The organism is Chitinibacter sp. SCUT-21 (genome assembly GCA_041874755.1).
Lineage (GTDB): Bacteria > Pseudomonadota > Gammaproteobacteria > Burkholderiales > Chitinibacteraceae > Chitinibacter.
Map to the genome: position 1 here is coordinate 2,933,486 of CP102611.1, position 25,206 is coordinate 2,958,691.

Consider the following 25,206-nt stretch of genomic DNA (forward strand, 5'->3'; position numbering starts at 1 on the left):
TTGCTTTGAATGCTATGTATTTGAAGCTTTTTGGCTTTATACCTATAACATTAAAGCGCTAATAGATTAATTTTGACTCATTGACGCTACTTAAAACAGCGCGTGCTTCAATTTCCCCATTTTCAACACGGGCGAACGCGCTTTATTGCCGCTTAAATCAATCTCAGCCTCGCCCAGTTGAAAATCTTCACCTTCGTGATTACCGGAAAAATGTTCCACCAGTTTTTTCTGGCCTTTAAACACCGTTAGCTCAACGCCGCTGGCTTGGCCGCCGTTGATGGCGATATAGTAGCTAAATTCACCTTGATAGATGCCCACCACATCCATGCCAGTGTGTGGCCCGGTGCTGAAGTTGGCGATGGTGAACGGCGCTTGGGGCGTGGCGTCGAGCTTCATTTCTACTTTGCCGGGTAGGCCGTAGCGATAGCTGATGCGGCCAAATGGCTCGCGCGCTTGGTCGGCGCACAGTGATAGCACTTTGCCTTGCCGCGTATTTTTGTAGCCTGAATCGGTGGCGACCGTTTTACCCATCCACGCGTCGACAATGGCGTATTCGTTTTCGCTGCAGTGGCTGGGCACTTGCGCCTGTGCCAATAAGCTGGCGCTGAGGAAAGTGACACTGAGCAATAGACGTTGAATCATGAGTCGCTGATTTAAATGGGGAATATGCGAGTGTAGTTGGATTTAGTTGTGATTTGAAGGGTATTGCTCGCAACATTAAATTTTATGTGTTGTTCTGGGATATGCCCAAAATAAAAAACCGCCCGTTCTTGCGAAGGGCGGTTTTTGGCGAAGCATTCAAGCGCTTAGTCTTGATGGTAGTTCGGCGCTTCTTTGGTGATTTGCACGTCGTGAACGTGTGATTCACGGATACCAGCAGCGGTGATTTGCACGAATTCAGCTTTCGCGTGAACGTCGTCAATCGTCGCGCAACCGAGGTAACCCATTGATGAGCGCAGGCCGCCAACCAATTGGTGGATGACCGCAGTCAATGGGCCTTTGTACGGAACGCGACCTTCGATGCCTTCCGGTACGAGCTTGTCAGCATCAGCGGTTTTGTCTTGGAAGTAACGGTCAGACGAGCCGTTCGCGCCGGCCATGGCACCGAGCGAGCCCATGCCGCGGTAGCTCTTGTACGAACGACCTTGGTAGAGTTCAACTTCGCCTGGTGCTTCTTCTGTGCCGCCGAACAAACCGCCGAGCATGACCATGTGCGCGCCCGCAGCGATCGCTTTAGCGATGTCGCCAGAGAAGCGGATACCGCCGTCGGCGATCAATGGCACGCCAGTGCCGGCCAAAGCTTCAGCCACATTCGCCACGGCAGAAATTTGTGGTACGCCAACACCGGCTACGATACGCGTCGTGCAGATCGAGCCTGGACCGATGCCTACTTTCACCGCGTCCGCGCCTGCTTCAACCAGAGCCAAAGCCGCTGCGCCAGTAGCGATATTGCCGCCGATGACTTGCACTTGTGGGAAGTTGGTTTTTACCCACTTCACGCGATCCAGCACGCCTTGGCTGTGGCCGTGCGCGGTGTCAACAACGATCACGTCAACGCCAGCTTCCACCAGCAATTTAACGCGCTCATCCGTACCTGCGCCAACGCCAACCGCAGCGCCAACGCGCAAGCGACCTTGCTCGTCTTTGGCGGCCAGTGGGTGCTCACTGGTTTTGATAATGTCTTTAACGGTGATCAAGCCTTTGAGCTGGAATGCGTCGTCGACGACCAGCACGCGCTCAAGGCGGTGTTCGTGCATTAAGGTGCGAGCGTCTTCGATGCTCGTGCCTTCTTTAACCGTAACCAATTTGTCTTTTGGCGTCATGATTGATGAAACTGGCACATCCAGGCGAGTTTCAAAACGCAAATCGCGGTTGGTCACGATGCCGACCAGTTGACCGTTGTCGATCACTGGTAGGCCAGAAATTTTGTGTTGACGCGTCAGTGCGATGACGTCGCGAACCAGCATGGCTGGTGCAACGGTCACAGGGTCTTTCACAATGCCAGACTCGTAGCGTTTTACTTTCGCTACTTCTTTGGCTTGCATTACCGGAGTCATGTTTTTGTGAATGATACCGATGCCGCCTTCTTGTGCCATGGCAATGGCCAAGCGTGCTTCAGTAACGGTATCCATCGCAGCAGATACGAGGGGGAGGTTCAGGCGGATACCGCGCGTGAACTGGGTTGCCAACGAGACATCGCGTGGCATCACGTTTGAGTGGGCTGGGACGAGCAAAACGTCGTCGAACGTGAGGGCTTTTTGCACAATGCGCATGAGCTAAATCCTTTTCGCCAAAAAAGCATTATACCGAAATGCAAGTTTTTCGACTATGGGCTTGTAATATGACAAAAGTGCTTTTGTGTATCCAAATGTGATTGCTGCGTTGCATGATTGATGTATTGCGCCGCGCAAGCTAGCTTGAAAGCATGACAGCCCGATCCATGTTAATTAATTGGGCGAGGAGGCGGCATGAGTCGCACACTCAATGCAGCGCCCAATACCGCGCTGATTTTATCCGGCGGTGGCGCAAGGGCGGCGTATCAGGTTGGCGTGTTATTGGCGATCGCCAAATTATTGCCGCAGCACGCGGCGAATCCTTTTCCCATTATTTGCGGCACGTCGGCCGGCGCGATTAACGCCGCTGGTTTGGCAATGGGCGCGGGTGAGTTTCGCCGTGCGGTGTTTTCCTTGGCGCGGATGTGGCAAAACTTGCAGCCCGAGCAGATTTATCACGGTTCGATTAGCGCTTTGCTTGGCACTGGGGCTCATTGGCTGGGGGCGCTGCTGCTAGGTGGTTTGGGGAAATATAATCCGCGCTCTTTTTTAGATAATTCGCCGCTGCGCGAATTTTTATCGGGCGTGGTCGATTTTTCGCAAATCCAGCGACATATCGATTCGGGTGCGCTGCGGGCGGTGTCGATTTCGGCGCTGGGCTATAGCTCGGGGCAGTCGGTGGCGTTTTTTCAGGGCGCGGCAGATCTGGATGGCTGGCAACGCGCCTCGAGAATTGGTGTACGTACCGAGCTTAATGTCTCACACTTAATGGCTTCCAGCGCTATACCCCTGGTTTTTCCGGCCGAGCGCATTCACCGTGAGTTTTTTGGCGATGGCTCGGTACGTCAAATCGCGCCGCTCAGTCCCGCGATTCATATGGGCGCGCAACGCGTGCTGGTCATCGGGGTTGCGCCGCAGTCGGACGATAATCCGGCGCGCCAACATACCACCGCTTATCCGAGTTTGGCGCAGGTGAGTGGGCAATTAATGAATAGTATTTTTTTGGATTCGCTCGAAACCGACTTGGAACGCATTACGCGCATCAATCGCACTATTTCGTATATCTCACCTGAAGTGCGGGCGCAGGCGAATTTAAATTTGCGCCCGGTTGAGGTCTTAACCATTTCACCATCACAACCGTTGGAGAAATTAACGCTACCATTTCGGCGTGAGTTTTCGCTGGGGATGCGCTTTTTTCTTGGCGGTTTAGGCGCTTTTCGCCGGCAAGGTTCGGTGCTGGCGAGTTATTTATTATTCTGTGGGCCATATTCTCGCAAGCTGATTGCCTTGGGCTATCACGACGCATTGCAAAAAGAGCAGCAATTGCGTGATTTTCTAGCTGCTGAACCGCCGAAATAAGCGTTAGAATAGTTGTTTTCTATTTGCGCGGAGATCCGGCATGAATCTATTACGCTGGCGACTCGGTTTTGGCGTCTTGTTTTTGGCTTGTGCTGGCATGATGGGCTTCGCGCTCTACCACCAATTTTATCAATGGCTAATGCCGTGCCTGATGTGTGTGTATGAGCGCATTGCAATAATTGGTTTTGGTCTGTTTGCGCTGCTGGCCGTGGTTTTGCCGGCTCGTACGCGCACGGGTGTGTATCTATATGGATTGATTCTAACCGCGTGGGCGGGGTTCGGCGCGGTTACAGGCGCTCGCCATACTTGGATGCAGTACGGCCCGAAAGACCCTACGGTGACTTGCGCTTCAAGTCTGCCATTTCCGATTGATCTGAATGCTTGGCCAGGCTGGATTGCTGCAGTGATTCGTCCGGTGGGTGATTGCGCGAATATTGATTTCCTGCTGTTTGGTATCACGATGCCGATCTGGATTGTTGTTGCTTGCGTGGGTTTAATTGCCGTGACTTGGTATTTGCTACGGCTTCAATTGCAAGAAATTCGTAGGAATCAATGGCGATGACACTCACTGAACTTAGATATATCGTCGCAGTGGCGCGTGAACGCCATTTTGGTCGTGCCGCCAATAGCTGTTTTGTCTCGCAGCCCACTTTATCAGTTGCGGTGAAAAAGCTCGAAGACGAGTTGGGTGTTACGCTGTTTGAGCGCTCTTCGGGTGATGTCACTTTGACTGCGAATGGCGAGCGCATCGTCGAACAGGCGCAGCGCGTTTTGGAGGAGGTTTCTGTCGTCAAGCAATTGGCCGAGCAGGGGAAGGACCCGCTGGCAGGAACGTTGCGACTTGGGGTGATTTACACGATTAGCCCTTATTTATTGCCGCACTTGATTCCGCAACTACGCGAACACGCGCCGCAAATGCAACTCTTGCTTGAAGAGAATTTCACTTCGCGTTTGGCTGAAATGCTCAAGCAGGGCGAGATTGATGTTGCAATCGTGGCTGACCCATTTCATGAGGGGGGCATTGCTACGCAGGCGCTTTATGATGAAGGATTTGTGGTTGCTACCCCTAAGGGGCATGAGTGGGAAAAGTTGGCTGCTGTTTCTGCTGAACAATTGGCAGAGGAAAACGTGCTGTTATTGTCACCTGGCAATTGCTTTCGCGACCAAGTTTTGCAAACCTGCCCAGATTTGAATCGCGAAAGTATTAATCATGGCGGCTTGCAGCGTACCCTACAAGGCTCGTCGCTGACGACAATTCGGCATATGGTGGCGGGTGGCATTGGTGTGACGGTGCTGCCAGAAACATCGGTCAGTGCCGCAGATGATGCTTTATTAAGTATTCGTCCGTTTAGCGAGCCAGCGCCAACGCGCCGTGTTGTGATGGCTTGGCGTCGTAACTTCCCACGTATGGCTGCAATCGAAGCGCTGCGCAAGGCAATTTTGCAGTCCACAATGCCTAAGGTGCAGTGGTTGCACGATGCCAAAGTCGAGTAATAGAGAACGCCTACTGAGTATATAAATATAATCAAGTGGCTATAGTTGATTGGTCCGACTAAGATTATTTGAGCAGAAGTGCAGATAGCTAACATGGTGCTGCAATCAATCAAGGAGTCGGGTTATGGCGGAGCTGTTGAATCAACTCAAAGAAAACATGGCTGTGGTGTGGGAGCATTACGGTGCGGTTTATTAATAGGCTATAGATACTTGGTATGTAGTTCATGTCAAAGCCCGCGCCAGCGGGCTTTGTGCTTTTTGTTCTTGGTTTTTGCAGTTTGTTTGTTGGGTTTGCCAGTGCTGAGCTCGTTGAGTTTGCGGGAGTTTCAAAATTGTTTTAATTTGCGTTTTCTTTATTATCAATGATTTATCGCCTTTGTTCGCTTTTCTTTGTCGATAAGTGTTGACGTGTTTCAGAGGCGTGGGTATAGTTCGGCCTCTCTGCTGATGACGCAGCGAAACAAAACGAATGTTTCTCTGGTTGTTCAGCCCGATCTTTAACAAATTACAGCCGATGAGTGTGAGTGCTTGATTCGTAAGTCGAAACAAGTGCTTGCACTCAGATGATAGGAAATAAACAAGACGAACTTAATTGTTCATCTCGTTTCTTTCTTTGAGTATTGAAGTACAAGCCAAGTAGTAAAAATAGCAGAGATTAAACGAAAGAGTTTGATCCTGGCTCAGATTGAACGCTGGCGGCATGCTTTACACATGCAAGTCGAACGGCAGCACGGACTTCGGTCTGGTGGCGAGTGGCGAACGGGTGAGTAATACATCGGAACGTACCCAGTAATGGGGGATAACTATCCGAAAGGATAGCTAATACCGCATACGCCCTACGGGGGAAAGAGGGGGATCGCAAGACCTCTTGTTATTGGAGCGGCCGATGGCTGATTAGCTAGTTGGTGGGGTAAAGGCCTACCAAGGCAACGATCAGTAGCGGGTCTTAGAGGACGATCCGCCACACTGGAACTGAGACACGGTCCAGACTCCTACGGGAGGCAGCAGTGGGGAATCTTGGACAATGGGCGCAAGCCTGATCCAGCAATGCCGCGTGCGTGAAGAAGGCCTTCGGGTTGTAAAGCGCTTTTGTCAGGGAGCAAATCCTTGTGGCTAATACCCACCGGGGATGAGAGTACCTGAAGAATAAGGACCGGCTAACTACGTGCCAGCAGCCGCGGTAATACGTAGGGTCCAAGCGTTAATCGGAATTACTGGGCGTAAAGCGTGCGCAGGTGGTTTGTTAAGCACGATGTGAAATCCCCGAGCTCAACTTGGGAATTGCATTGTGAACTGGCTAACTAGAGTACGGCAGAGGGGGGTGGAATTCCACGTGTAGCAGTGAAATGCGTAGAGATGTGGAGGAACACCGATGGCGAAGGCAACCCCCTGGGCTGATACTGACACTCATGCACGAAAGCGTGGGGAGCAAACAGGATTAGATACCCTGGTAGTCCACGCCCTAAACGATGTCTACTAGTTGTTGGGCTTTTCGGAGCTTAGTAACGCAGCTAACGCGTGAAGTAGACCGCCTGGGGAGTACGGTCGCAAGACTAAAACTCAAAGGAATTGACGGGGGCCCGCACAAGCGGTGGATGATGTGGATTAATTCGATGCAACGCGAAAAACCTTACCTGGTCTTGACATGTACGGAATCCTTTAGAGATAGAGGAGTGCCTTCGGGAACCGTAACACAGGTGCTGCATGGCTGTCGTCAGCTCGTGTCGTGAGATGTTGGGTTAAGTCCCGCAACGAGCGCAACCCTTGCCACTAGTTGCTACCATTCAGTTGAGCACTTTAGTGGGACTGCCGGTGACAAACCGGAGGAAGGTGGGGATGACGTCAAGTCCTCATGGCCCTTATGACCAGGGCTTCACACGTCATACAATGGTCGGTACAGAGGGTCGCTAACCCGCGAGGGGGTGCCAATCTCACAAAACCGATCGTAGTCCGGATTGCACTCTGCAACTCGAGTGCATGAAGTCGGAATCGCTAGTAATCGCGGATCAGCATGTCGCGGTGAATACGTTCCCGGGCCTTGTACACACCGCCCGTCACACCATGGGAGTGGGTTTCACCAGAAGTAGGTAGGCTAACCGTAAGGAGGCCGCTTACCACGGTGGGATTCATGACTGGGGTGAAGTCGTAACAAGGTAGCCGTAGGGGAACCTGCGGCTGGATCACCTCCTTTCAAGAGAAAAGACCTTCGGGTCAAGTACTCACACTCATCGGCTGTAGAGTTTGAAGATACAGAGAAAGTAGCTGAGCAATGAAGCAATTCATTGCAGGGTTACGGACTTGGTTGGAAGCTGGGTCAGTAGCTCTGGCGGCGTAGATTATCTAAAAGTAATCGCGAAGTTAGAGATGATCTAGTGAAGACAAAAGCTGGGTCAGTAGCTCAGTCGGTTAGAGCACCGTCTTGATAAGGCGGGGGTCGCTGGTTCGATTCCAGCTTGACCCACCATTGATTCATCAGTGGAAACAGCTTTGTAATGCCAGATTGGGGGATTAGCTCAGTTGGGAGAGCACCTGCTTTGCAAGCAGGGGGTCGTCGGTTCGATCCCGTCATCCTCCACCAATCACAAGAGTTCAGAATTCAGTGAGCAAGCAGATTTATTCTGGTTTGTTTATTTTGTTCTGGTTTCTTAAATCAGAATGCCTTTGGCATCTGTATCGTTCTTTAACAAAATAGAAGAAGTAATATCTCCTAATTAAACAATGTGAGCATCAAGGCAACTTGGTGTGAACAGTAAATAAATTGGGTTGATTGTATCTCTGATCGAAAGATCAGCGTTGAATGACGTGAGAACTCATTCAACAAGTCGTAAATACCGATACTCTAAACCGATGATACGGTAAAACGTGTTTGAGGTTATAGGATCAAGCGAATAAGTGCATCTGGTGGATGCCTTGGCGATGATAGGCGACGAAGGACGTGATAGCCTGCGATAAGCGTGGGGGAGCTGGCAAAGTGCTTTGATCCCACGATTTCCGAATGGGGAAACCCGGCCCTTTTGGGTCACTCATCACTGAATACATAGGTGATGTAGAGCGAACGCGGTGAACTGAAACATCTAAGTAACCGCAGGAAAAGAAATCAACCGAGATTCCCAAAGTAGTGGCGAGCGAAATGGGAAGAGCCTGTACGTGATAACAGTCGTGTTAATAGAACGGAATGGAAAGTCCGGCCATAGTGGGTGATAGCCCCGTATATGAAAACACAATTGTGGTACTAAGCGTACGATAAGTAAGGCGGGACACGAGAAATCCTGTTTGAAGATGGGGGGACCATCCTCCAAGGCTAAATACTCATCATCGACCGATAGTGAACCAGTACCGTGAGGGAAAGGCGAAAAGAACCCCGGGAGGGGAGTGAAATAGAACCTGAAACCGGATGCATACAAACAGTGGGAGCAGACTTGTTCTGTGACTGCGTACCTTTTGTATAATGGGTCAGCGACTTACGTTCAGTAGCAAGCTTAACCAAATAGGGGAGGCGTAGGGAAACCGAGTCCGAATAGGGCGCATAGTTGCTGGGCGTAGACCCGAAACCAAGTGATCTAGCCATGGCCAGGATGAAGGTGCGGTAACACGCACTGGAGGTCCGAACCCACTGACGTTGCAAAGTCAGGGGATGAGCTGTGGCTAGGGGTGAAAGGCTAAACAAACTTGGAAATAGCTGGTTCTCCTCGAAAACTATTTAGGTAGTGCCTCATGTATCACTGACGGGGGTAAAGCACTGTTATGGCTAGGGGGTCATCGCGACTTACCAAACCATGGCAAACTCTGAATACCGTCAAGTGCGAGCATGGGAGACAGTCCTGGGGTGCTAACGTCCTGGGACAAGAGGGAAACAACCCAGACCGCCGTCTAAGGTCCCAAATGATCAATTAAGTGGAAAACGAGGTGGGAAGGCATAGACAGCCAGGATGTTGGCTTAGAAGCAGCCATCATTTAAAGAAAGCGTAATAGCTCACTGGTCGAGTCGTCCTGCGCGGAAGATGTAACGGGGCTCAAATTGATAACCGAAGACGCGGATATGTACGATGTACATATGGTAGAGGAGCGTTCTGTAAGCCTGTGAAGGTGTCTTGAGAAGGATGCTGGAGGTATCAGAAGTGCGAATGCTGACATGAGTAGCGATAAAGGGGGTGAAAAGCCCCCTCACCGAAAACCCCAGGTTTCCTGCGCAACGTTCATCGGCGCAGGGTGAGTCGGCCCCTAAGGCGAGGCAGAAATGCGTAGTCGATGGGAAACAGGTTAATATTCCTGTACTTGGTATTAGTGCGATGTGGGGACGGAGAAGGTTACCTCAGCCAACGGTTGGAAGAGTTGGTTTAAGCGTGTAGGTGTGTGGCTTAGGCAAATCCGGGCTGCTTTAACACTGAGGCGTGATGACGAGTCTACTTGTAGACGAAGTGAGCGATACCCTGCTTCCAAGAAAAGCCACTAAGCTTCAGCTAATATCGAACCGTACCGCAAACCGACACAGGTGGGTAGGATGAGAATTCTAAGGTGCTTGAGAGAACTCGGGAGAAGGAACTCGGCAAATTGACACCGTAACTTCGGGAGAAGGTGTGCCTCTAGTAGGTGAAGGTGTACAACTGGAGCCCAATGAGGCCGCAGAGAAATGAGGGCTGCGACTGTTTATCAAAAACACAGCACTGTGCTAACACGAAAGTGGATGTATACGGTGTGACGCCTGCCCGGTGCTGGAAGATTAAATGATGGGGTGCAAGCTCTTGATTGAAGTCCCAGTAAACGGCGGCCGTAACTATAACGGTCCTAAGGTAGCGAAATTCCTTGTCGGGTAAGTTCCGACCCGCACGAATGGCGTAACGATGGCCCTACTGTCTCCTCCCGAGACTCAGCGAAGTTGAAGTGTTTGTGAAGATGCAATCTCCCCGCTGCTAGACGGAAAGACCCCGTGAACCTTTACTGTAGCTTTGCATTGGACTTTGAAGTGGTTTGTGTAGGATAGGTGGGAGGCTTTGAAGCAGGAACGCCAGTTTCTGTGGAGCCGTCCTTGAAATACCACCCTGACCCCTTTGAGGTTCTAACCTAGGTCCGTTATCCGGATCGGGGACCGTGCATGGTAGGCAGTTTGACTGGGGCGGTCTCCTCCCAAATTGTAACGGAGGAGCTCGAAGGTCGCCTAGGTACGGTCGGACATCGTACTGATAGTGTAATGGCAAAAGGCGGCTTAACTGCGAGACCGACAAGTCGAGCAGGTGCGAAAGCAGGACATAGTGATCCGGTGGTTCTGAATGGAAGGGCCATCGCTCAACGGATAAAAGGTACTCCGGGGATAACAGGCTGATTCCGCCCAAGAGTTCACATCGACGGCGGAGTTTGGCACCTCGATGTCGGCTCATCACATCCTGGGGCTGTAGCCGGTCCCAAGGGTATGGCTGTTCGCCATTTAAAGTGGTACGTGAGCTGGGTTCAAAACGTCGTGAGACAGTTTGGTCCCTATCTGCAGTGGGCGTTGGAAGTTTGAGGGGGGCTGCTCCTAGTACGAGAGGACCGGAGTGGACTGACCTCTGGTGTACCGGTTGTCACGCCAGTGGCATTGCCGGGTAGCTAAGTCGGGAATAGATAAGCGCTGAAAGCATCTAAGCGCGAAACTAGCCTCAAGATGAGACTTCCCTAGGTCTTTAAGACCTCTAAAGGATCGTTCGAGACCAGGACGTTGATAGGTCGGGTGTGGAAGCGTAGTAATACGTTAAGCTAACCGATACTAATTGCCCGTGAGGCTTGATCCTATAACCTGAGACGCGTTAAGCGACAGGTGCAATCGACCCGATTGTGAATGTTTAAGACAGAGAAATAAGATTACTTCTTCTATTGATTTCGAGTGATTGCAAACCCAATGAGGTAAGCAGTTAACTCAGCCAGTTTTGTCTGGTGACCATAGCGAGGTGGTCCCACTCCTTCCCATCCCGAACAGGACAGTGAAACGCCTCAGCGCCGATGATAGTGCGGATTGCCCGTGTGAAAGTAGGTCATTGCCAGACTCCCTAATAGAAAGCCCAGCTGAATCAGCTGGGCTTTTTGCTTTGCGCTGGAAATATAGGGCTTGATGTATTGTCGCCACAGCATCACTTGCTATGGCTTATGGAAATATACCCATGCTTTGGGTCGGTTCGGCACGATATAATGTCTACGAATGAGTTTTAAATACTAAATATAAACACTGGAATAGGTTGTGCAGGATTGAGAATGTTACTTAAACTGCTTCTTCTGTGTGTGGTATCAAATTAAGGAATTGCAATGTCTGTCTATGACAAACCGAGCTTTGAGTCGAAAATTTGTGCGCCTGAGCAGTTGCTGCAGCGCCTAGGACAAATTGCGCGCCCGCTGGTTTTTACGAATGGCTGCTTTGATATTCTTCATCGCGGCCATGTGACGTATTTGGCGCAAGCAAGCGCGTTGGGTTCTGCGATGGTGGTGGCTTTAAATACGGATGCTTCAGTACGTCGTCTGGGGAAGGGCAATGACAGACCAATTAACCCACTCGAAAATCGTGCTGCCGTGATGGCGAGCTTGGAGTCGGTTGATTTGGTGACGTGGTTCGATGAAGATACCCCATTTAATTTGATCGAGCTGATTCAACCTGAGATATTGGTCAAAGGTGGAGACTGGTTGCCTGAGCATATCGTGGGCAGTAAAGAGGTTTTGGCACGCGGTGGTGCGGTTCATTCGATTCCATTTTTGTTTGATACATCGACGACTAAAACGCTGCAATTAATTCGAGGTGAGTAATTAATGACGCTGGACCGACATAATTTGTTAGCAATTCTGATTAGCGATTTTAATCAGCTGGGCTTCTTTCATCCGCAGATTATCACGCAGGCTGTGACACTTTTGCTCTGTTGGGGCGCTGCATTTTGGGCTTCGCGTCGAGTGCTCAGTCATCAGTCCGTGCAGGACATGCGCTGGAAAACCGGTGGTGATGGACTCAAACGGGTTTTATTTCCAATTTTGGCGCTCATTTTGGTAAGCGTATCGAATTTGGTGCTGCATTTTATTGATGGGCAAAACAATTCGCTATTGCGAGTCGCGAATTTATTGATGCTAGCCATGGTCAATATTCGCATCTTTGTTTATGTGATTCGCCGAGTATTTGAAGGTGCACAATGGGTGCAACAATGGGAGAAGTATATTTCGCTCACGATTTGGGGCTTATATGTCTTGCATGTCGTTGGTATTCTCCCAGAAGTTTTACAAACACTGGATGCGATTAGCTTTGATGCTGGGAAGGTGCATATATCGGTATTGACCGTGTTACAAGGCTTGCTGTCTGTTGGGGCAACATTATTGTTGGCGATGTGGTTAGGACGAACAATCGAACATCGTTTAATGATGGCCGATGTAATGGAAATGAATGTTCGCGTGGTTTTGGTCAAAGTCATGCGTTCTGCCTTAGTGGTATTGGCCGTACTGCTTTCTTTGTCATTGGTTGGTATTGATCTCACGGTGTTATCCGTTTTTGGTGGAGCCTTGGGGGTCGGTTTAGGGTTTGGCCTGCAGAAAATTGCATCGAATTATGTGTCTGGTTTCATCATTCTGCTCGATCGTTCGATCAAAATGGGAGATTTGATTTCAGTAGATAATCGGCAAGGGGTGATTAGCGGACTAACTTCGCGTTATATCGTGCTTAAAGCACCGGATGGCACTGAATCTCTAGTGCCTAACGATACTTTAATTACGCAAACCGTTGTTAATCAGTCGTATAACGACCGCTCAGTATGGGTGGGGTTACCCGTTTCAGTGGCGTATAACTCTGACTTAGATCGAGTCATGGAAATTATGGTGGCGGCGACTGAGGGGAATCCACGTATTTTAAAAGATCCTGCGCCAGGGGCTTTTGTCACAGCCTTTGCGGATAGCGGCATCAATCTAACACTTGGTTTTTGGCTGGCGGATCCCGAAAATGGGCAGATGGGACTTAAGTCTGAGCTGAACTTAAAAATTTGGCGCGCGTTTAAGGAAAACAACGTCGAAATTCCGTATCCAAGACGCGATATTATGCTGTTGCAGCCGGATGGCGCTAGCCCATCATCGGTGAATCCTGCGTAATAATTGCGTAGTGGGTAGAATTGATTTCGAGTACCCGCTCGAATGATTGGTTTAAGGATAAATTTACAATGCAATGGCTCAATGGCCTAATTGATTTGCCTTGGTGGGCATATCTTATTATCACTTTATGTCTGACCCATATCACGATTGCATCGGTGACGATTTTTTTACATCGCCATCAAGCACATCGTGCGTTAGATTTGCATCCGATAGCGAGTCATTTTTTCCGTTTTTGGTTGTGGTTGACAACGGCACAGGTTACGAAGGAATGGGCAGCTATCCATCGCAAACATCATGCAAAATGCGAAACAGAAGAAGATCCGCATAGCCCACAAATTCTTGGGATTAAGAAAGTTTTCTTTGAAGGGTGGGAGCTCTATCGCGCCGAAGCTGCAAATGCTGAGACGATGAAAAAATATGGGCATGGCACGCCTGATGATTGGCTAGAGAGAAATTTGTATAGCAAGTATGCGTCTATGGGCCCAGTATTGATGGCTCTGATTGATCTTGCTTTATTCGGTGTGAATGGCATTTGGATTTGGGCAGTTCAAATGCTTTGGATTCCTGTTACAGCTGCAGGTGTAATCAATGGGATTGGCCACTACTGGGGCTATCGGAATTTTGAATGTGAAGATGCATCGACCAATATCATGCCGTGGGGGATTTTGATTGGTGGTGAAGAGTTACATAACAACCATCATACCTTTGGTACCTCGGCCAAACTTTCGTATAAATGGTTTGAGTTTGATATTGGCTGGCTGTATATCCGAATTTTATCCTTATTGGGTTTAGCGTCTGTACGCAAAGTAGCGCCCAAATTGAAACTAGCTGATGCGCGCCCAGTTTTGGATGACGCTGCCTTGCAAGCGATTATCGCTAATCGTTATGCAATTGCCGCTAGCTATGCACGTACCCTCAAAGCGACGGTAGCTGCAGAGGTAGAGTCATTGCGTGCCGCGGCCTGCTTACCTGCATTCAATAGCAATTTGACCAAGCAGATGAAAATTTGGCTGAAGCAGGATGATAAAGACACCCCAATGGCAGAAAAAAAGCATCTGCAAGCTGTGTTAGCGCAAAGTGCAGTATTGACCCAAATTTATCAAATGCGGCAAGAGTTGACGCGAATTTGGGAGCGCTCAACCTTAACTCGGGATGAATTAGTACAACAATTACAAGATTGGTGCCAACGCGCAGAAGCCAGTGGAATTCAAGCGTTGCAAGAATTCTCCTTACGATTACGCGCTGTGGCTTAATTCTATTCATCGAGGCGAGCCCAGCTCGCCTTTTTTGCAAGGAAATTAAATGTCTTCAATTCAACGCTATCATGTTGGCCCACGCTTATGTGAGACAGTGGTACATAACAATACGGTCTATTTGGCTGGGCAAATCGCCGAGACCTTGAGCAAAGATGCATTGGGGCAAACTCAGGAAGTCTTAGCCTGCATTGACCGTTTATTGGGGGAGGTGGGGTCAGACAAAAGCAAAATCTTGCAAGTGACGATCTTTTTGAGTGATATGGCTGATTATGATGCCATGAATCAAGCGTGGTCTGACTGGGTTCCACAGGGGCATACGCCGGCTCGAGCTACTGTGCAGGCCAAATTGGCGGATCCGCGCTATTTAGTGGAAATGACGATTATCGCTGCTTTGTAAACTTGCCTTAACTAACGCCAAGACCGGTACCATGTCCCGTATATTTTTAGCCTATTTGGCTACTTGGAATAAATTTGATATTGCTAGCATGCCGGCAGAAAAACTCACTCATGTGTGTTATGCCTTTGCCAATATTTGTGATTCTCAAGTCGTCTTGGCCCCTAGTCTAGCCAGAGGTAGTGAGCAGTTAGCGCAGTTTGAGGATAAGTTCAAGCAGCTTCAAACGCTTAAATTGCAGAACGCTGAACTCAAAATCATGATTTCGATCGGTGGTTGGGGGGCGGAAGGGTTTTCTGATGCCGCACTGAATCAACAATCTAGGCAGGAGTTTGCCCGCTCAGCAGTGCAGTTTATGTGTGAGCGACAACTCGATGGAATCGATTTGGATTGGGAGTACCCGAGTAATGCCATGGCGGGTATCAAAGCACGCACCGAGGATAAAGGTAATTTCTCCCTACTATTAGAGGAAGTACGCCAGGCCCTCGATCGGCAGTCAGATCTGGAGTGTCGGCAAGGTTCGGCACGCTATCAGCTCAGTATTGCGGCGGGTGCGGGTCAATATTATCTCGATGGTGTTGAGATTGAACGAGTTGCCCAGACCTGCGATTTCATTAATTTGATGACGTATGATTTTTATAATGGCTGGGCAACGAAAGCCGGTCATCATGCCAATTTGTATTGCTCTTCGCTCGACCCGACTGGGGATAGTGTTGATAGCGCCGTTCAGCTATTCATCGATCATGGTGTATCACCGGCAAAATTGGTGCTGGGTTGTCCGCTCTATGGTCGTTCGCTTAAAGGGGTTGGTCGGGCCGGTTTAGGGGCGCTTGGTCAAGCCGGGAGTAACGCAGCACCTGGGTTCCACAAAATAATGACGGAATTACTTCCGAGTAATCGCTTTGTGCGTCATTGGGATGAGGCGGCACAAGCACCATGGCTTTTTGATGGCGATGAATTCATCAGCTATGAAGATTGCGAATCCATCGAGCGAAAAGGGCGGTATGCAAAACAATTGAATTTGGCAGGCGTAATGTTTTGGGAGTTAAGCGACGATCATCATTATGCGTTACTTAACGCGCTGCATGATGGTTTTTATTCCTAGGGTATAGCGTTCTATTAAATATATAGACTGATTTTGGGCGGAATACGTGTAGGAGTATTGTGATGACGACTTTAACGACAATGCATATTAATCTGCCATTTGGTGGTGTCGAGTTGATCGCGACAGATGCCACACTATTAAGGCTAGATTTTTTAGGCCACCTCGTACCGGAATTGACATGCGTCCATCCCTTGCTCGCCGAAGCGAAAAAGCAGTTACTTGCATATTGCAATAATCCGAGATTTACCTTTGATTTGCCCTACTCCTTAGAGGGGACACCGCATCAACAAAAAGTATGGCAACAAATTGCACGCATCGAGTCGGGGCAGACGCTGCGATATCTCGATATTGCCAGTATCATTCGCTCAAGTCCCCGAGCGGTAGGGGGGGCATGTGGTCGAAACCCGCTACCTATTATTGTGCCTTGCCACCGAGTTCTTGCGGCGAATGGGCTAGGCGGTTTTAACGCGAATCGAAATGGCATCGATTGGATGCCGATCAAACGTTGGCTGTTGGCACACGAAGGCATCATTTCCTCAAACCTTATCAAATGACCGATAGCCGCAATATTATCTCTGCCGATGAAGTCACACTGATTGATCGTTTTCTCGATGGCATTTGGTTAGGCGATGGCTTGGCGAAAAATACCATCGAGAGTTATCGCCGCGATTTGCTGATCTGGGCGCACTGGTTGCAGCAAGAGCGACAACTGACTTTATGGCAAGCTGATCGTGATGCAGTGCAAGCATTTCTAGCTCGCCAAGCTAGGGATTTAAAAGCCGCCAGTCTTGCGCGCAGAATGGCCAGTTTACGGAAGTTTTATCGTTATTGGATTTTGCAGGATCAGTTGAAATTGGATCCTTGCGCTGAACTAGCGTCACCAAAGCGCGTGAGACCCTTACCCAAGGCCTTATCTGAAGGCGCTATTGAATCATTATTAAACGCTCCAGATTTGGACACTGCGGCTGGCTTGCGCGATCGGGCCATGCTTGAGCTTATGTATGCTACCGGTTTGCGGGTCACTGAATTGGTAACGTTGCCAATCACACAAGTGCATTTACGTGAGCGCTATTTGCACATTACCCAAGGTAAAGGCGGCAAGCAGCGCTTGGTACCAATGGGGGAGGTGGCCGCGGATTGGATTGCCCGTTACCTCACTGAGGCGCGTACATTACTGGTGGCAAATCCTGCCGAAGCATGTTTGTTTGTCAATCAGCGTGGTGAAGCCATGACGCGACAAGGCTGTTGGTTCATTATCAAGCAGTATGCGGCGCAGGCAGGTATTGAGCCCCAATTGCTGAGCCCTCATGTGCTGCGCCATGCATTTGCTACTCATCTATTGAATCATGGCGCTGATCTGAGGGTTGTGCAGACTTTATTGGGGCACTCCGATATCACGACAACTCAAATCTATACGCAAGTTGCAAGCGAACGACTCAAACAATTGCACCAAATTCATCATCCACGCGGCTAGTTTGTTCAGTAAAAAGCTAGATTCGGGTAAGATTTTGTTATGCCAGTAGTTGGCTATCATTAGGAGAGGATTATGGATACGGCGGTAATTAGTAAATACCAAGATTTGGCCATGAGTTATGTGGCTGAGTTCGGGATTAAAATTTTAGCTGCGATTGCCTTTTGGGTGATTGGTCGTTGGTTAATTGGTGTTGTTGTTCGTTTTGTGCAAGGAGGCTTGAATCGGCAGCACGTTGATCCTACGGTGTTACGCTACGTAGGCTCCGCGGTTACCGTCATTTTGAATGTCCTACTGGTAGTGGGAATTTTGGGCTACTTTGGCATCCAAACGACCACTTTTGCCGCGCTACTGGCTGCAGCGGGTGTTGCAATTGGTATGGCATGGTCTGGATTGTTGGCTAATTTTGCGGGTGGCGCGTTCTTAATCGTGCTTCGCCCGTTCAAGGTGGGTGACATGATTACAGCTGGTGGTATCACTGGTGTAGTGCACGAAGTGGGCTTATTTTCGACTGTGATTTTAACGCCAGACAATATCATTACTTATGTCGGCAATAACAAAATTTTTAGCGATAATATTCAAAACTACACATCAACTCAATTTCGCCGGGTTGACTTGAAAGCGCAATTATCAGCTGCTGCCAATGTGCCAGAGGCCATTGCACAGCTGAAAGCCAATATTGCCAAGATTCCAAATGTGGTGGCAGAGCCGACTGTTGACGTTGAAATTCTAGAATTCCAATTAGTGGGCCCAGTTTTGGCTGTTCGTCCGTATTGCCATAATGATCATTACTGGCAAGTGTATTTCGATACGAATCGCGTCATTATGGAAACGCTCGCTGCATTTCCCGCGCCGACACCATCTCAGATGCTCACCGTCGTGCAAAAATAATCTATTTGAATATAAAAAAACCCGCCTTCGATTGGCGGGTTTTTTTATGCATCAGTAGAGTATCAAGCTGGAACTGTTTCTTTCTCTGCGATATCAAGCAATACCTTACCATCCTTGTCGATGTCGATGGTTACTTCGCCACCACTTACCAAGCGGCCAAACAGCAATTCATCAGCTAAAGCTTTGCGTATCGTATCCTGAATCAGGCGCGCCATTGGACGAGCACCCATTTGCGGATCAAAGCCGTGTTTAGCCAGATAGTCTTTCAACTCATTGCTGAAATGCGCTTCGACTTTTTTCTCGTGCAGTTGAGCTTCAAGTTGCATCAAGAATTTCTCGACCACTTGTAGGATGATCTCGTGCGTGAGTGGCGCAAACGGAATGATTGCATCGATACGGTTACGGAATTCTGGCGTGAACATGCGTTTGATTTCTTGCATCTCATCACCAGTTTCTTTTTTCGCAGTGAAACCAATCACCGATTTATTCAGCATTTCCGCGCCGGCATTGGTCGTCATAATGATCACGACATTGCGAAAATCCGCCTTGCGCCCATTGTTGTCGGTCAGCGTACCGTGATCCATTACCTGCAACAATACGTTGTAGATATCGGGGTGCGCTTTTTCGATTTCATCGAGCAAGACCACTGCGTACGGGTGTTTGTTAATCGCTTCGGTTAGCAAACCTCCTTGTTCAAAACCAACGTATCCGGGTGGCGCGCCAATCAAACGGCTAACCGCGTGGCGCTCCATATATTCCGACATATCAAAGCGAATCAACTCAATCCCCATTGTGTACGCGAGTTGGCGCGCCACTTCGGTTTTGCCGACTCCGGTCGGACCAGAGAAAAGGAAAGAGCCGATTGGTTTTTGCGGATTGCCCAAACCGGCGCGCGCCATTTTGATCGAAGTCGCAAGTACTTCAATCGCTTTTTCTTGGCCAAAGACGACATTTTTCAAATCACGCTCGAGTGTTTTAAGCGTGTTTTTATCGTCAGTCGACACCGATTTAGGTGGGATGCGCGCAATTTTTGCGATGATGTCTTCGATTTCACCTTTGCCGATGGTTTTTTTCTGTTTCGAGCGCGGCAGGATTTTTTGCGCCGCACCGGCTTCGTCGATCACATCAATCGCTTTATCGGGCAGATGCCGGTCGTTAATAAATTTGGCAGAAAGCTCAACTGCAGTGGTTAATGCGGCTTGCGTGTATTTGATGCCGTGATGGGCCTCAAATTTATCCTTCAAGCCTTTTAAAATTTCCACGGTTTGTTCAATCGTTGGCTCGACCACATCGATTTTTTGGAAGCGACGCGACAATGCGTTATCTTTCTCAAAAATGCCGCGATATTCGGTGTAGGTGGTTGCGCCAATGCATTTGAGCGTGCCGTTCGACAAGGCAGGCTTGAGCAAGTTGGACGCATCCAGCGTGCCGCCGGAAGCCGCACCTGCGCCGACCAGGGTATGAATCTCATCGATAAACAAGATGGCGTTGCGCTCTTCGCCGAGTTGCTTGATCACGGCTTTAAGGCGTTGCTCAAAGTCGCCACGGTATTTAGTCCCAGCAAGCAGGGCTCCCATATCAAGCGTGTAGACGGTGGCGTCGGCCAGCACATCAGGCACATCACCTTCGACGATTTTACGTGCCAAGCCATCGGCAATTGCGGTTTTACCCACGCCAGCTTCCCCGACGAGTAGCGGGTTATTTTTACGGCGACGGCACAAGGTTTGAATTACGCGTTCCAGCTCATGATCGCGGCCAATCAATGGATCGATTTTGCCCGCCAGCGCTTGCTGATTCATATTCTGCGTGTAGTTTTCTAATGCGCCACCTGCGCTGGTTTCTCCATCGCTTTCTTCATTAGGCTCATTTTTCGGTGCCGATTGCGATGAATTGCTCGCACTTTTGCTGATGCCATGCGCGATGAAATTAACCACATCCAGACGGGTAATGCCTTGTTGGTGCAGGAAGTACACCGCATGGCTGTCTTTTTCACCAAAGATGGCGACCAAGACATTCGCACCGGTCACTTCTTTTTTGCCCGATGATTGCACGTGCAAAATCGCACGTTGGATTACGCGCTGAAAACCGATGGTGGGTTGGGTTTCCACTTCGCTGGTGCCTGAGACCACGGGCGTGTGCTCGGTGACAAAGTCTCCCAACTGACGGCGCAGTTCTTCAATATTGGCACCACACGCCTTCATCACCTCAATGGCGGAGGGGTTGTCGAGTAGTGCGAGCAATAAATGTTCGACCGTAATATATTCATGGCGCTTTTGCCTCGCATCCATGAACGCCATATGCAAGCTGACTTCGAGTTCTTGGGCGATCATTTTATTTCACCTCCATGATGCATTGCAGCGGGTGCTGATGTGAGCGCGCGTGCTGCGTAACGTCGGCCACTTTGGTGGCGGCAATGTCTTTGGGATAGATTCCGCAGACGCCGCGACCTTCATGGTGCACTTTAAGCATAATTTGTGTGGCCTGATCCGATCCTAGTCCGAAAAACTGCTGCAACACGTCGATGACGAAGTCCATCGGGGTGAAATCATCATTTAATAACACTACCTGCCACATGGGCGGGGGCGCGGTACGTACGTCTGCTTTTTTGAGTTCGGTGTCAAACTGATGCGAAATTGCCATTGTGTTCCACTACTTTGGGTGTCTCTTCTATTTTGGCTCTAAGTCATCTTTTTTCAAGCGTGATAGAGATGACACACTGTTAATTAGTTAAGTTTGTTCCACTTGACCGACCACGTTAATCTCGCGTAAAAAGTAATGCAAGTTTGATGGAAGTATTTCTGTCTAACTAAACCTAGGACTTGACGTTTTATTGGGTCCGAAATTTCATGATTATTTAATTTAGTTTGCAGGATTATTTCGATATGGCATTAGGTACTGTTAAGTGGTTCAATGATTCTAAAGGTTTTGGCTTTATCACTCCAGATGAAGGCGGCGATGATTTGTTCGCTCATTTCTCTGCAATCAATATGCCAGGCTTTAAAACACTGAAAGAAGGTCAACGCGTTTCTTTCGAATTGACGCAAGGCCAAAAAGGCATGCAAGCTGGCAATATTCAAACAGCTTAAAACTTTCGAGTTTTAAAGCCCGCAGCATTAGTCTGCGGGTTTTTTTATGTCTGTTGCTTCAGTATATCGGTGAAAATTGTAAGAAATAAAAAAACCCCGCTAAGCGGGGTTTTTTGTTGATCAGCGTGATGCGAATTACATGCGCTCGATCATTGCTTTACCGAAGGCCGAGCAAGACACTTCTTGCGCGTCGTCCATCAGGCGAGCGAAGTCGTAAGTAACGATCTTGTCTTGAATGGCTTTGCCCATAGATTCGATGATCTTGTCAGCAGCTTCAGTCCAGCCCATGTGGCGCAACATCATTTCAGCAGAAAGGATCAATGAACCTGGGTTTACTTTGTCTTGGCCTGCGTATTTCGGTGCAGTACCGTGCGTTGCTTCAAAGCACGCTACGTTGTCAGACAAGTTCGCGCCTGGAGCGATACCGATACCACCCACTTCTGCTGCCAACGCATCAGAAATGTAGTCGCCGTTCAGGTTCAATGTAGCGATAACGTCGTAATCAGCTGGACGCAACAGGATCTGTTGCAAGAACGCGTCAGCGATCACGTCTTTGATTACGATGCCGTTTGGCAATTGCAACCATGGGCCGCCGTCGATCTCAACGCCGCCGAATTCGTTTTTAGCGAGTTCGTAGCCCCAAGTGCGGAACATACCTTCGGTGAACTTCATGATGTTACCTTTGTGAACCAAGGTAACGCTCTTACGGTTGTTGTCGATTGCGTATTGAATCGCTTTACGAACCAGACGCTCAGTACCTTCTTTCGATACTGGTTTGATACCGATTGAAGAAGATTCTGGGAAGCGAATCTTGTTCACGCCCATTTCTTTTTGCAAGAATTCGATAACTTTTTTCGCGCCTTCAGAAGTGGCATCCCACTCGATACCGGCGTAGATGTCTTCAGTGTTTTCACGGAAGATCACCATGTCTACGAGGTCTGGGCGTTTAACTGGCGAAGGAACGCCGTCGAAGTAACGTACTGGACGCAAGCAAACGTACAGGTCCAGGTTTTGACGCAAAGCCACGTTCAATGAACGGATACCGCCGCCAACTGGTGTAGCCAATGGGCCTTTGATCGATACAACGTATTCTTTCAATGCATCGAGGGTTTCTTGTGGCAGGTAAGAGCCGTCAGCGTACAATTTAGACGCTTTCTCGCCGCAGTAGATTTCCATCCAGTGGATTTTACGCGCGTCGCCGTAGCATTTTTTCACAGCAGCATCGACTACATCGATCATTACTGGAGTGATATCCACACCAATACCATCACCTTCGATGAAAGGGATAATTGGATTGTCAGGAGTGGCGAGGTTAGGAACGATTTTCGCGCCGCCTTGAGGTACTTTGATCAGACTCATCGTGCTATTTCCTGTGTAAAACAGTCATTGAAAACAAATCGATTCAGCTATTTATTGTATTTTTCCAAGCTGAAACGAAAAAACGCACTATTATCACAGGTTTGACGCTTACCTGCCAAGTCCGATCGCCATGCCACAGCTGATCTTGTTGAATAAACCCTACGGTGTGATTTGCCAATTCACGCCTAGCCCGCCGCACCAGTGCTTAGCCGATTATGTACCGATCAAAGACGTCTATGCCGCTGGTCGGCTCGATACCGATTCGGAAGGCTTGTTATTGCTCACCGGCAACGGCCCATTGATCCATCGCATCACCGATCCCAAGCACAAATTACCGAAAATTTACTGGGTGCAAGTCGAAGGCATTCCCGACGAAGCAGCTTTGCAAGCGTTACGCGCAGGCGGTTTGGATTTGGGCGACTTTAAAACGCAGCCCGCCGGCGCGCGGATTATTGATCAGCCAGAGATCGTTTGGCCGCGCATCCCGCCGATTCGTGAGCGCGCCAATATTCCAACCACATGGCTGGAAATTACGATTTCGGAAGGCAAAAATCGCCAAGTGCGTCGCATGACCGCTAAAGTTGGGTATCCAACGCTGCGCCTTATTCGGTATGCGATTGGTGGCTATACCTTAGATGGTATTGCCTTGGGTAAATATAAAGAGTTGAGCGTTGCCGCGCCCGGAGCGCCCAGGCCTGCAAGCCCACAAAAGGCAAGACCTAAGCAGCGCGGTCGCCGTGGTCCGAATAAAGTGCGCTAATCTTATTTTCCAACGCTGATTTTTACGCAGTAAGGGCTTAGGGCTTTGGGCTTGAGTGCGGTAAAATTCTGTTTTTCCTGTTTAAATTCAAATCCAATGTGGAAACCCAATACCACCGTTGCAGCGGTAATCGAACGTGATGGCCGTTTTTTGATTGTAGAAGAGCGTATTCAGGGCGAACTTAAGCTTAATCAGCCTGCGGGTCATGTTGACCAGAATGAATCGATTATTGCCGCTTGCCGGCGTGAAACTTTGGAAGAAACGGCTTACCACTTTGACCCCACCGCCTTGGTCGGGATTTATCAGTGGACGGTGCCGGGCACCGATTTGACGTATCTGCGTTATGCCTTTTGCGGCAAGCTAGGTGCGCACGACCCGCAGCGCCAGTTGGGTTTGGCTGATGAGGGCATTGAAGCGGCGGTATGGTTGACGCGCGATGAGCTGATCGCTCGGGCCGAACAGCATCGCAGCCCATTGCTGCTGGCGTGTATTGATGATTATTTAGCGGGGCGGCGTTATCCGATTGAGCTGATCCGCGACTTTGATGGTAATAGTTTATGAGCAGCAAAATTGTAGTGGGTCTATCTGGTGGCGTTGATTCGTCGGTCACTGCGCATTTATTAAAAGAGCAGGGCTATGAAGTGCACGGCGTTTTCATGCAGAACTGGGAAGACGACAATAACGACGAATACTGCTCGATCAAAGAAGACTCGATGGACGCGATTGCGGTCGCTGACTTATTAAGCATCGACATCGAGCTGGTGAACTTTGCGGCTGAATACAAAGACCGCGTGTTTAGTCATTTCCTGACCGAATACTCGGCGGGCCGCACGCCCAACCCCGATATTCTGTGCAATAGCGAAATCAAATTTAAATCGTTTTTGGAATACGCGATCAAGCTTGGTGGCGTCAAACTCGCGACTGGGCATTACGCGAAAACACGGCTACGGAGCGACGGTCGCACCGAAATGCTGCGCGCCGCCGATCAAAGCAAAGACCAGACGTACTTCTTGTATCGCCTCAGCCAAGAGCAAATCTCGCACGCGGTGTTCCCGCTCGGTGATTTACTGAAGTCCGAAGTACGGGTGATTGCGGAAAAGATCGATTTACCGAACGCGAAGAAAAAAGACTCAACGGGCATCTGCTTTATCGGCGAGCGTCCGTTCCGTGAGTTTTTGAATCGTTATCTGCCGAAAAAACCGGGCGCGATGGTGACGCCGGAAGGCAAGGTGATGGGTGAACATCAAGGCTTGATGTACTACACACTCGGTCAGCGCCAAGGGCTGGGCATTGGCGGCACCAAAGGTAGCGCCGAGCCGTGGTTTGTCGCCGGCAAGAATATGGAGCGCAACGAGCTGATCGTCGTGCAAGGCCACGATCATCCCTTGCTACTCAATCCAGTGCTGGTCGCCAAAGATTGCTCATGGATTTTGGGCGAAACCCCAGCGGAAGGGCGCTACACCGCCAAAACGCGCTACCGTCAGCAAGACAGCGCGTGTACGCTCACTCACATTGATGGCGGCGTGCAACTGGTGTTCGACGAGCCGCAGTGGGCGGTAACGCCGGGGCAGTCGATGGTGCTGTATAAAGATGAAGTGTGTCTGGGTGGTGGAATTATCCAATAGGGTATTCGCTGGTATTTATTTATAAATAAAGCTTGGGAGGCGATACCTATT

At 49.5% G+C, this 25,206-nt stretch carries 20 protein-coding genes, 2 tRNA genes and 3 rRNA genes; 20 read left to right on the forward strand and 5 right to left on the reverse strand.

Annotated features, from left to right (window positions below; all coding sequences use genetic code 11):
* Positions 1 to 90: 90 nt before the first annotated feature.
* Entirely contained in the window at positions 91 to 642 is a 552-nt protein-coding gene (locus NT239_13680) for a hypothetical protein (protein ID XGA70806.1), read from the reverse strand.
* A 164-nt stretch (positions 643 to 806) separates the two neighbouring features.
* On the reverse strand, positions 807 to 2,273 hold the full coding sequence (gene guaB, locus NT239_13685) for an IMP dehydrogenase (GenBank protein XGA70807.1): 1,467 nt from the start codon (positions 2,271 to 2,273) through the stop codon (positions 807 to 809).
* 195 nt (positions 2,274 to 2,468) lie between these two features.
* Between guaB and NT239_13690 the strand changes: the two genes are divergently transcribed.
* From NT239_13690 to NT239_13765, 16 genes are all read left to right on the forward strand, one after another.
* On the forward strand, positions 2,469 to 3,632 hold the full coding sequence (locus tag NT239_13690) for a patatin-like phospholipase family protein (protein XGA70808.1): 1,164 nt from the start codon (positions 2,469 to 2,471) through the stop codon (positions 3,630 to 3,632).
* A gap of 40 nt (positions 3,633 to 3,672) precedes the next feature.
* Positions 3,673 to 4,194: a disulfide bond formation protein B gene (locus NT239_13695; GenBank protein XGA70809.1), complete on the forward strand. Its 522-nt coding sequence runs from the start codon at positions 3,673 to 3,675 to the stop codon at positions 4,192 to 4,194.
* On the forward strand, positions 4,191 to 5,126 hold the full coding sequence (locus NT239_13700; protein XGA70810.1) for a hydrogen peroxide-inducible genes activator: 936 nt from the start codon (positions 4,191 to 4,193) through the stop codon (positions 5,124 to 5,126). The genes NT239_13695 and NT239_13700 overlap by 4 nt, the downstream gene beginning before the upstream one ends.
* Before the next feature lie 657 nt (positions 5,127 to 5,783).
* Positions 5,784 to 7,317 (forward strand): 16S ribosomal RNA (locus NT239_13705).
* A 196-nt stretch (positions 7,318 to 7,513) separates the two neighbouring features.
* Positions 7,514 to 7,590, forward strand: a tRNA-Ile gene (locus tag NT239_13710).
* Positions 7,591 to 7,628: 38 nt separating this feature from the next.
* Positions 7,629 to 7,704, forward strand: a tRNA-Ala gene (locus NT239_13715).
* 300 nt (positions 7,705 to 8,004) lie between these two features.
* Positions 8,005 to 10,891: ribosomal RNA gene (locus tag NT239_13720) — 23S ribosomal RNA — on the forward strand.
* Positions 10,892 to 11,029: 138 nt separating this feature from the next.
* Positions 11,030 to 11,143, forward strand: a 5S ribosomal RNA gene (rrf, locus tag NT239_13725).
* Together the 16S, 23S and 5S rRNA genes with 2 tRNA genes alongside form the textbook arrangement of a ribosomal RNA operon.
* Positions 11,144 to 11,399: 256 nt before the next feature.
* Positions 11,400 to 11,891 (forward strand): adenylyltransferase/cytidyltransferase family protein, encoded by a 492-nt coding sequence (locus tag NT239_13730; GenBank protein ID XGA70811.1) that lies wholly within the window; start codon positions 11,400 to 11,402, stop codon positions 11,889 to 11,891.
* 3 nt (positions 11,892 to 11,894) lie between these two features.
* Positions 11,895 to 13,208: a mechanosensitive ion channel gene (locus NT239_13735; protein XGA70812.1), complete on the forward strand. Its 1,314-nt coding sequence runs from the start codon at positions 11,895 to 11,897 to the stop codon at positions 13,206 to 13,208.
* A gap of 68 nt (positions 13,209 to 13,276) precedes the next feature.
* The gene (locus NT239_13740) at positions 13,277 to 14,461 is read left to right on the forward strand and encodes a fatty acid desaturase (protein XGA70813.1); all 1,185 of its coding nucleotides are present in this window, start codon (positions 13,277 to 13,279) and stop codon (positions 14,459 to 14,461) included.
* 49 nt (positions 14,462 to 14,510) lie between these two features.
* Positions 14,511 to 14,861: a RidA family protein gene (locus tag NT239_13745; protein XGA70814.1), complete on the forward strand. Its 351-nt coding sequence runs from the start codon at positions 14,511 to 14,513 to the stop codon at positions 14,859 to 14,861.
* Positions 14,862 to 14,892: 31 nt separating this feature from the next.
* Positions 14,893 to 15,963 carry a glycoside hydrolase family 18 protein gene (locus NT239_13750; GenBank protein ID XGA70815.1) on the forward strand — a complete coding sequence of 357 codons (1,071 nt, stop codon included), beginning with the start codon at positions 14,893 to 14,895 and terminating at the stop codon, positions 15,961 to 15,963.
* 62 nt (positions 15,964 to 16,025) lie between these two features.
* Complete coding sequence (locus NT239_13755; GenBank protein XGA70816.1) at positions 16,026 to 16,517, forward strand: methylated-DNA--[protein]-cysteine S-methyltransferase; 492 nt, start codon at positions 16,026 to 16,028, stop codon at positions 16,515 to 16,517.
* Entirely contained in the window at positions 16,514 to 17,437 is a 924-nt protein-coding gene (xerD, locus tag NT239_13760; protein XGA70817.1) for a site-specific tyrosine recombinase XerD, read from the forward strand. Before NT239_13755 ends, xerD begins: the two co-directional genes overlap by 4 nt.
* A 72-nt stretch (positions 17,438 to 17,509) precedes the next feature.
* Positions 17,510 to 18,325: a mechanosensitive ion channel family protein gene (locus NT239_13765; protein XGA70818.1), complete on the forward strand. Its 816-nt coding sequence runs from the start codon at positions 17,510 to 17,512 to the stop codon at positions 18,323 to 18,325.
* A 62-nt stretch (positions 18,326 to 18,387) separates the two neighbouring features.
* On the opposite strand, the gene clpA is transcribed toward NT239_13765, so the two are convergent.
* Both clpA and clpS read right to left on the reverse strand, forming a co-directional pair.
* Entirely contained in the window at positions 18,388 to 20,655 is a 2,268-nt protein-coding gene (gene clpA, locus NT239_13770) for an ATP-dependent Clp protease ATP-binding subunit ClpA (GenBank protein ID XGA70819.1), read from the reverse strand.
* A gap of 1 nt (position 20,656) precedes the next feature.
* On the reverse strand, positions 20,657 to 20,965 hold the full coding sequence (gene clpS / locus NT239_13775) for an ATP-dependent Clp protease adapter ClpS (protein ID XGA70820.1): 309 nt from the start codon (positions 20,963 to 20,965) through the stop codon (positions 20,657 to 20,659).
* Positions 20,966 to 21,207: 242 nt separating this feature from the next.
* Here clpS and NT239_13780 point away from each other — a divergent pair, with 242 nt between their 5' ends.
* Positions 21,208 to 21,411, forward strand: coding sequence for a cold-shock protein (locus NT239_13780; protein ID XGA70821.1), 204 nt, complete (start codon positions 21,208 to 21,210; stop codon positions 21,409 to 21,411).
* Positions 21,412 to 21,546: 135 nt separating this feature from the next.
* On the opposite strand, the gene icd is transcribed toward NT239_13780, so the two are convergent.
* Positions 21,547 to 22,770: an NADP-dependent isocitrate dehydrogenase gene (gene icd / locus NT239_13785; GenBank protein XGA70822.1), complete on the reverse strand. Its 1,224-nt coding sequence runs from the start codon at positions 22,768 to 22,770 to the stop codon at positions 21,547 to 21,549.
* 130 nt (positions 22,771 to 22,900) lie between these two features.
* On the opposite strand from icd, the gene NT239_13790 reads away from it, so the two are divergent.
* From NT239_13790 to mnmA, 3 genes are all read left to right on the forward strand, one after another.
* The gene (locus tag NT239_13790; protein XGA70823.1) at positions 22,901 to 23,530 is read left to right on the forward strand and encodes a pseudouridine synthase; all 630 of its coding nucleotides are present in this window, start codon (positions 22,901 to 22,903) and stop codon (positions 23,528 to 23,530) included.
* Positions 23,531 to 23,626: 96 nt separating this feature from the next.
* Positions 23,627 to 24,091 carry an NUDIX hydrolase gene (locus NT239_13795; GenBank protein ID XGA70824.1) on the forward strand — a complete coding sequence of 155 codons (465 nt, stop codon included), beginning with the start codon at positions 23,627 to 23,629 and terminating at the stop codon, positions 24,089 to 24,091.
* The gene (mnmA, locus tag NT239_13800; protein ID XGA70825.1) at positions 24,088 to 25,155 is read left to right on the forward strand and encodes a tRNA 2-thiouridine(34) synthase MnmA; all 1,068 of its coding nucleotides are present in this window, start codon (positions 24,088 to 24,090) and stop codon (positions 25,153 to 25,155) included. The genes NT239_13795 and mnmA overlap by 4 nt, the downstream gene beginning before the upstream one ends.
* The last annotated feature ends 51 nt before the right edge of the window (positions 25,156 to 25,206 follow it).

What these genes read in the sequence shown, in the direction of transcription:
- NT239_13795 (XGA70824.1), top strand. Translation starts at nt 23,627, where the DNA reads ATGTGGAAACCCAATACCACCGTTGCAGCGGTAATCGAACGTGATGGC.
- NT239_13730 (XGA70811.1), top strand. Translation starts at nt 11,400, where the DNA reads ATGTCTGTCTATGACAAACCGAGCTTTGAGTCGAAAATTTGTGCGCCT.
- icd (XGA70822.1), bottom strand. Translation starts at nt 22,770, where the DNA reads ATGAGTCTGATCAAAGTACCTCAAGGCGGCGCGAAAATCGTTCCTAAC.
- NT239_13695 (XGA70809.1), top strand. Translation starts at nt 3,673, where the DNA reads ATGAATCTATTACGCTGGCGACTCGGTTTTGGCGTCTTGTTTTTGGCT.
- NT239_13690 (XGA70808.1), top strand. Translation starts at nt 2,469, where the DNA reads ATGAGTCGCACACTCAATGCAGCGCCCAATACCGCGCTGATTTTATCC.
- NT239_13745 (XGA70814.1), top strand. Translation starts at nt 14,511, where the DNA reads ATGTCTTCAATTCAACGCTATCATGTTGGCCCACGCTTATGTGAGACA.
- NT239_13755 (XGA70816.1), top strand. Translation starts at nt 16,026, where the DNA reads ATGACGACTTTAACGACAATGCATATTAATCTGCCATTTGGTGGTGTC.
- NT239_13780 (XGA70821.1), top strand. Translation starts at nt 21,208, where the DNA reads ATGGCATTAGGTACTGTTAAGTGGTTCAATGATTCTAAAGGTTTTGGC.
- xerD (XGA70817.1), top strand. Translation starts at nt 16,514, where the DNA reads ATGACCGATAGCCGCAATATTATCTCTGCCGATGAAGTCACACTGATT.
- NT239_13680 (XGA70806.1), bottom strand. Translation starts at nt 642, where the DNA reads ATGATTCAACGTCTATTGCTCAGTGTCACTTTCCTCAGCGCCAGCTTA.
- NT239_13765 (XGA70818.1), top strand. Translation starts at nt 17,510, where the DNA reads ATGGATACGGCGGTAATTAGTAAATACCAAGATTTGGCCATGAGTTAT.
- clpS (XGA70820.1), bottom strand. Translation starts at nt 20,965, where the DNA reads ATGGCAATTTCGCATCAGTTTGACACCGAACTCAAAAAAGCAGACGTA.
- NT239_13790 (XGA70823.1), top strand. Translation starts at nt 22,901, where the DNA reads ATGCCACAGCTGATCTTGTTGAATAAACCCTACGGTGTGATTTGCCAA.
- NT239_13750 (XGA70815.1), top strand. Translation starts at nt 14,893, where the DNA reads ATGTCCCGTATATTTTTAGCCTATTTGGCTACTTGGAATAAATTTGAT.
- guaB (XGA70807.1), bottom strand. Translation starts at nt 2,273, where the DNA reads ATGCGCATTGTGCAAAAAGCCCTCACGTTCGACGACGTTTTGCTCGTC.
- mnmA (XGA70825.1), top strand. Translation starts at nt 24,088, where the DNA reads ATGAGCAGCAAAATTGTAGTGGGTCTATCTGGTGGCGTTGATTCGTCG.
- NT239_13740 (XGA70813.1), top strand. Translation starts at nt 13,277, where the DNA reads ATGCAATGGCTCAATGGCCTAATTGATTTGCCTTGGTGGGCATATCTT.
- NT239_13700 (XGA70810.1), top strand. Translation starts at nt 4,191, where the DNA reads ATGACACTCACTGAACTTAGATATATCGTCGCAGTGGCGCGTGAACGC.
- NT239_13735 (XGA70812.1), top strand. Translation starts at nt 11,895, where the DNA reads ATGACGCTGGACCGACATAATTTGTTAGCAATTCTGATTAGCGATTTT.
- clpA (XGA70819.1), bottom strand. Translation starts at nt 20,655, where the DNA reads ATGATCGCCCAAGAACTCGAAGTCAGCTTGCATATGGCGTTCATGGAT.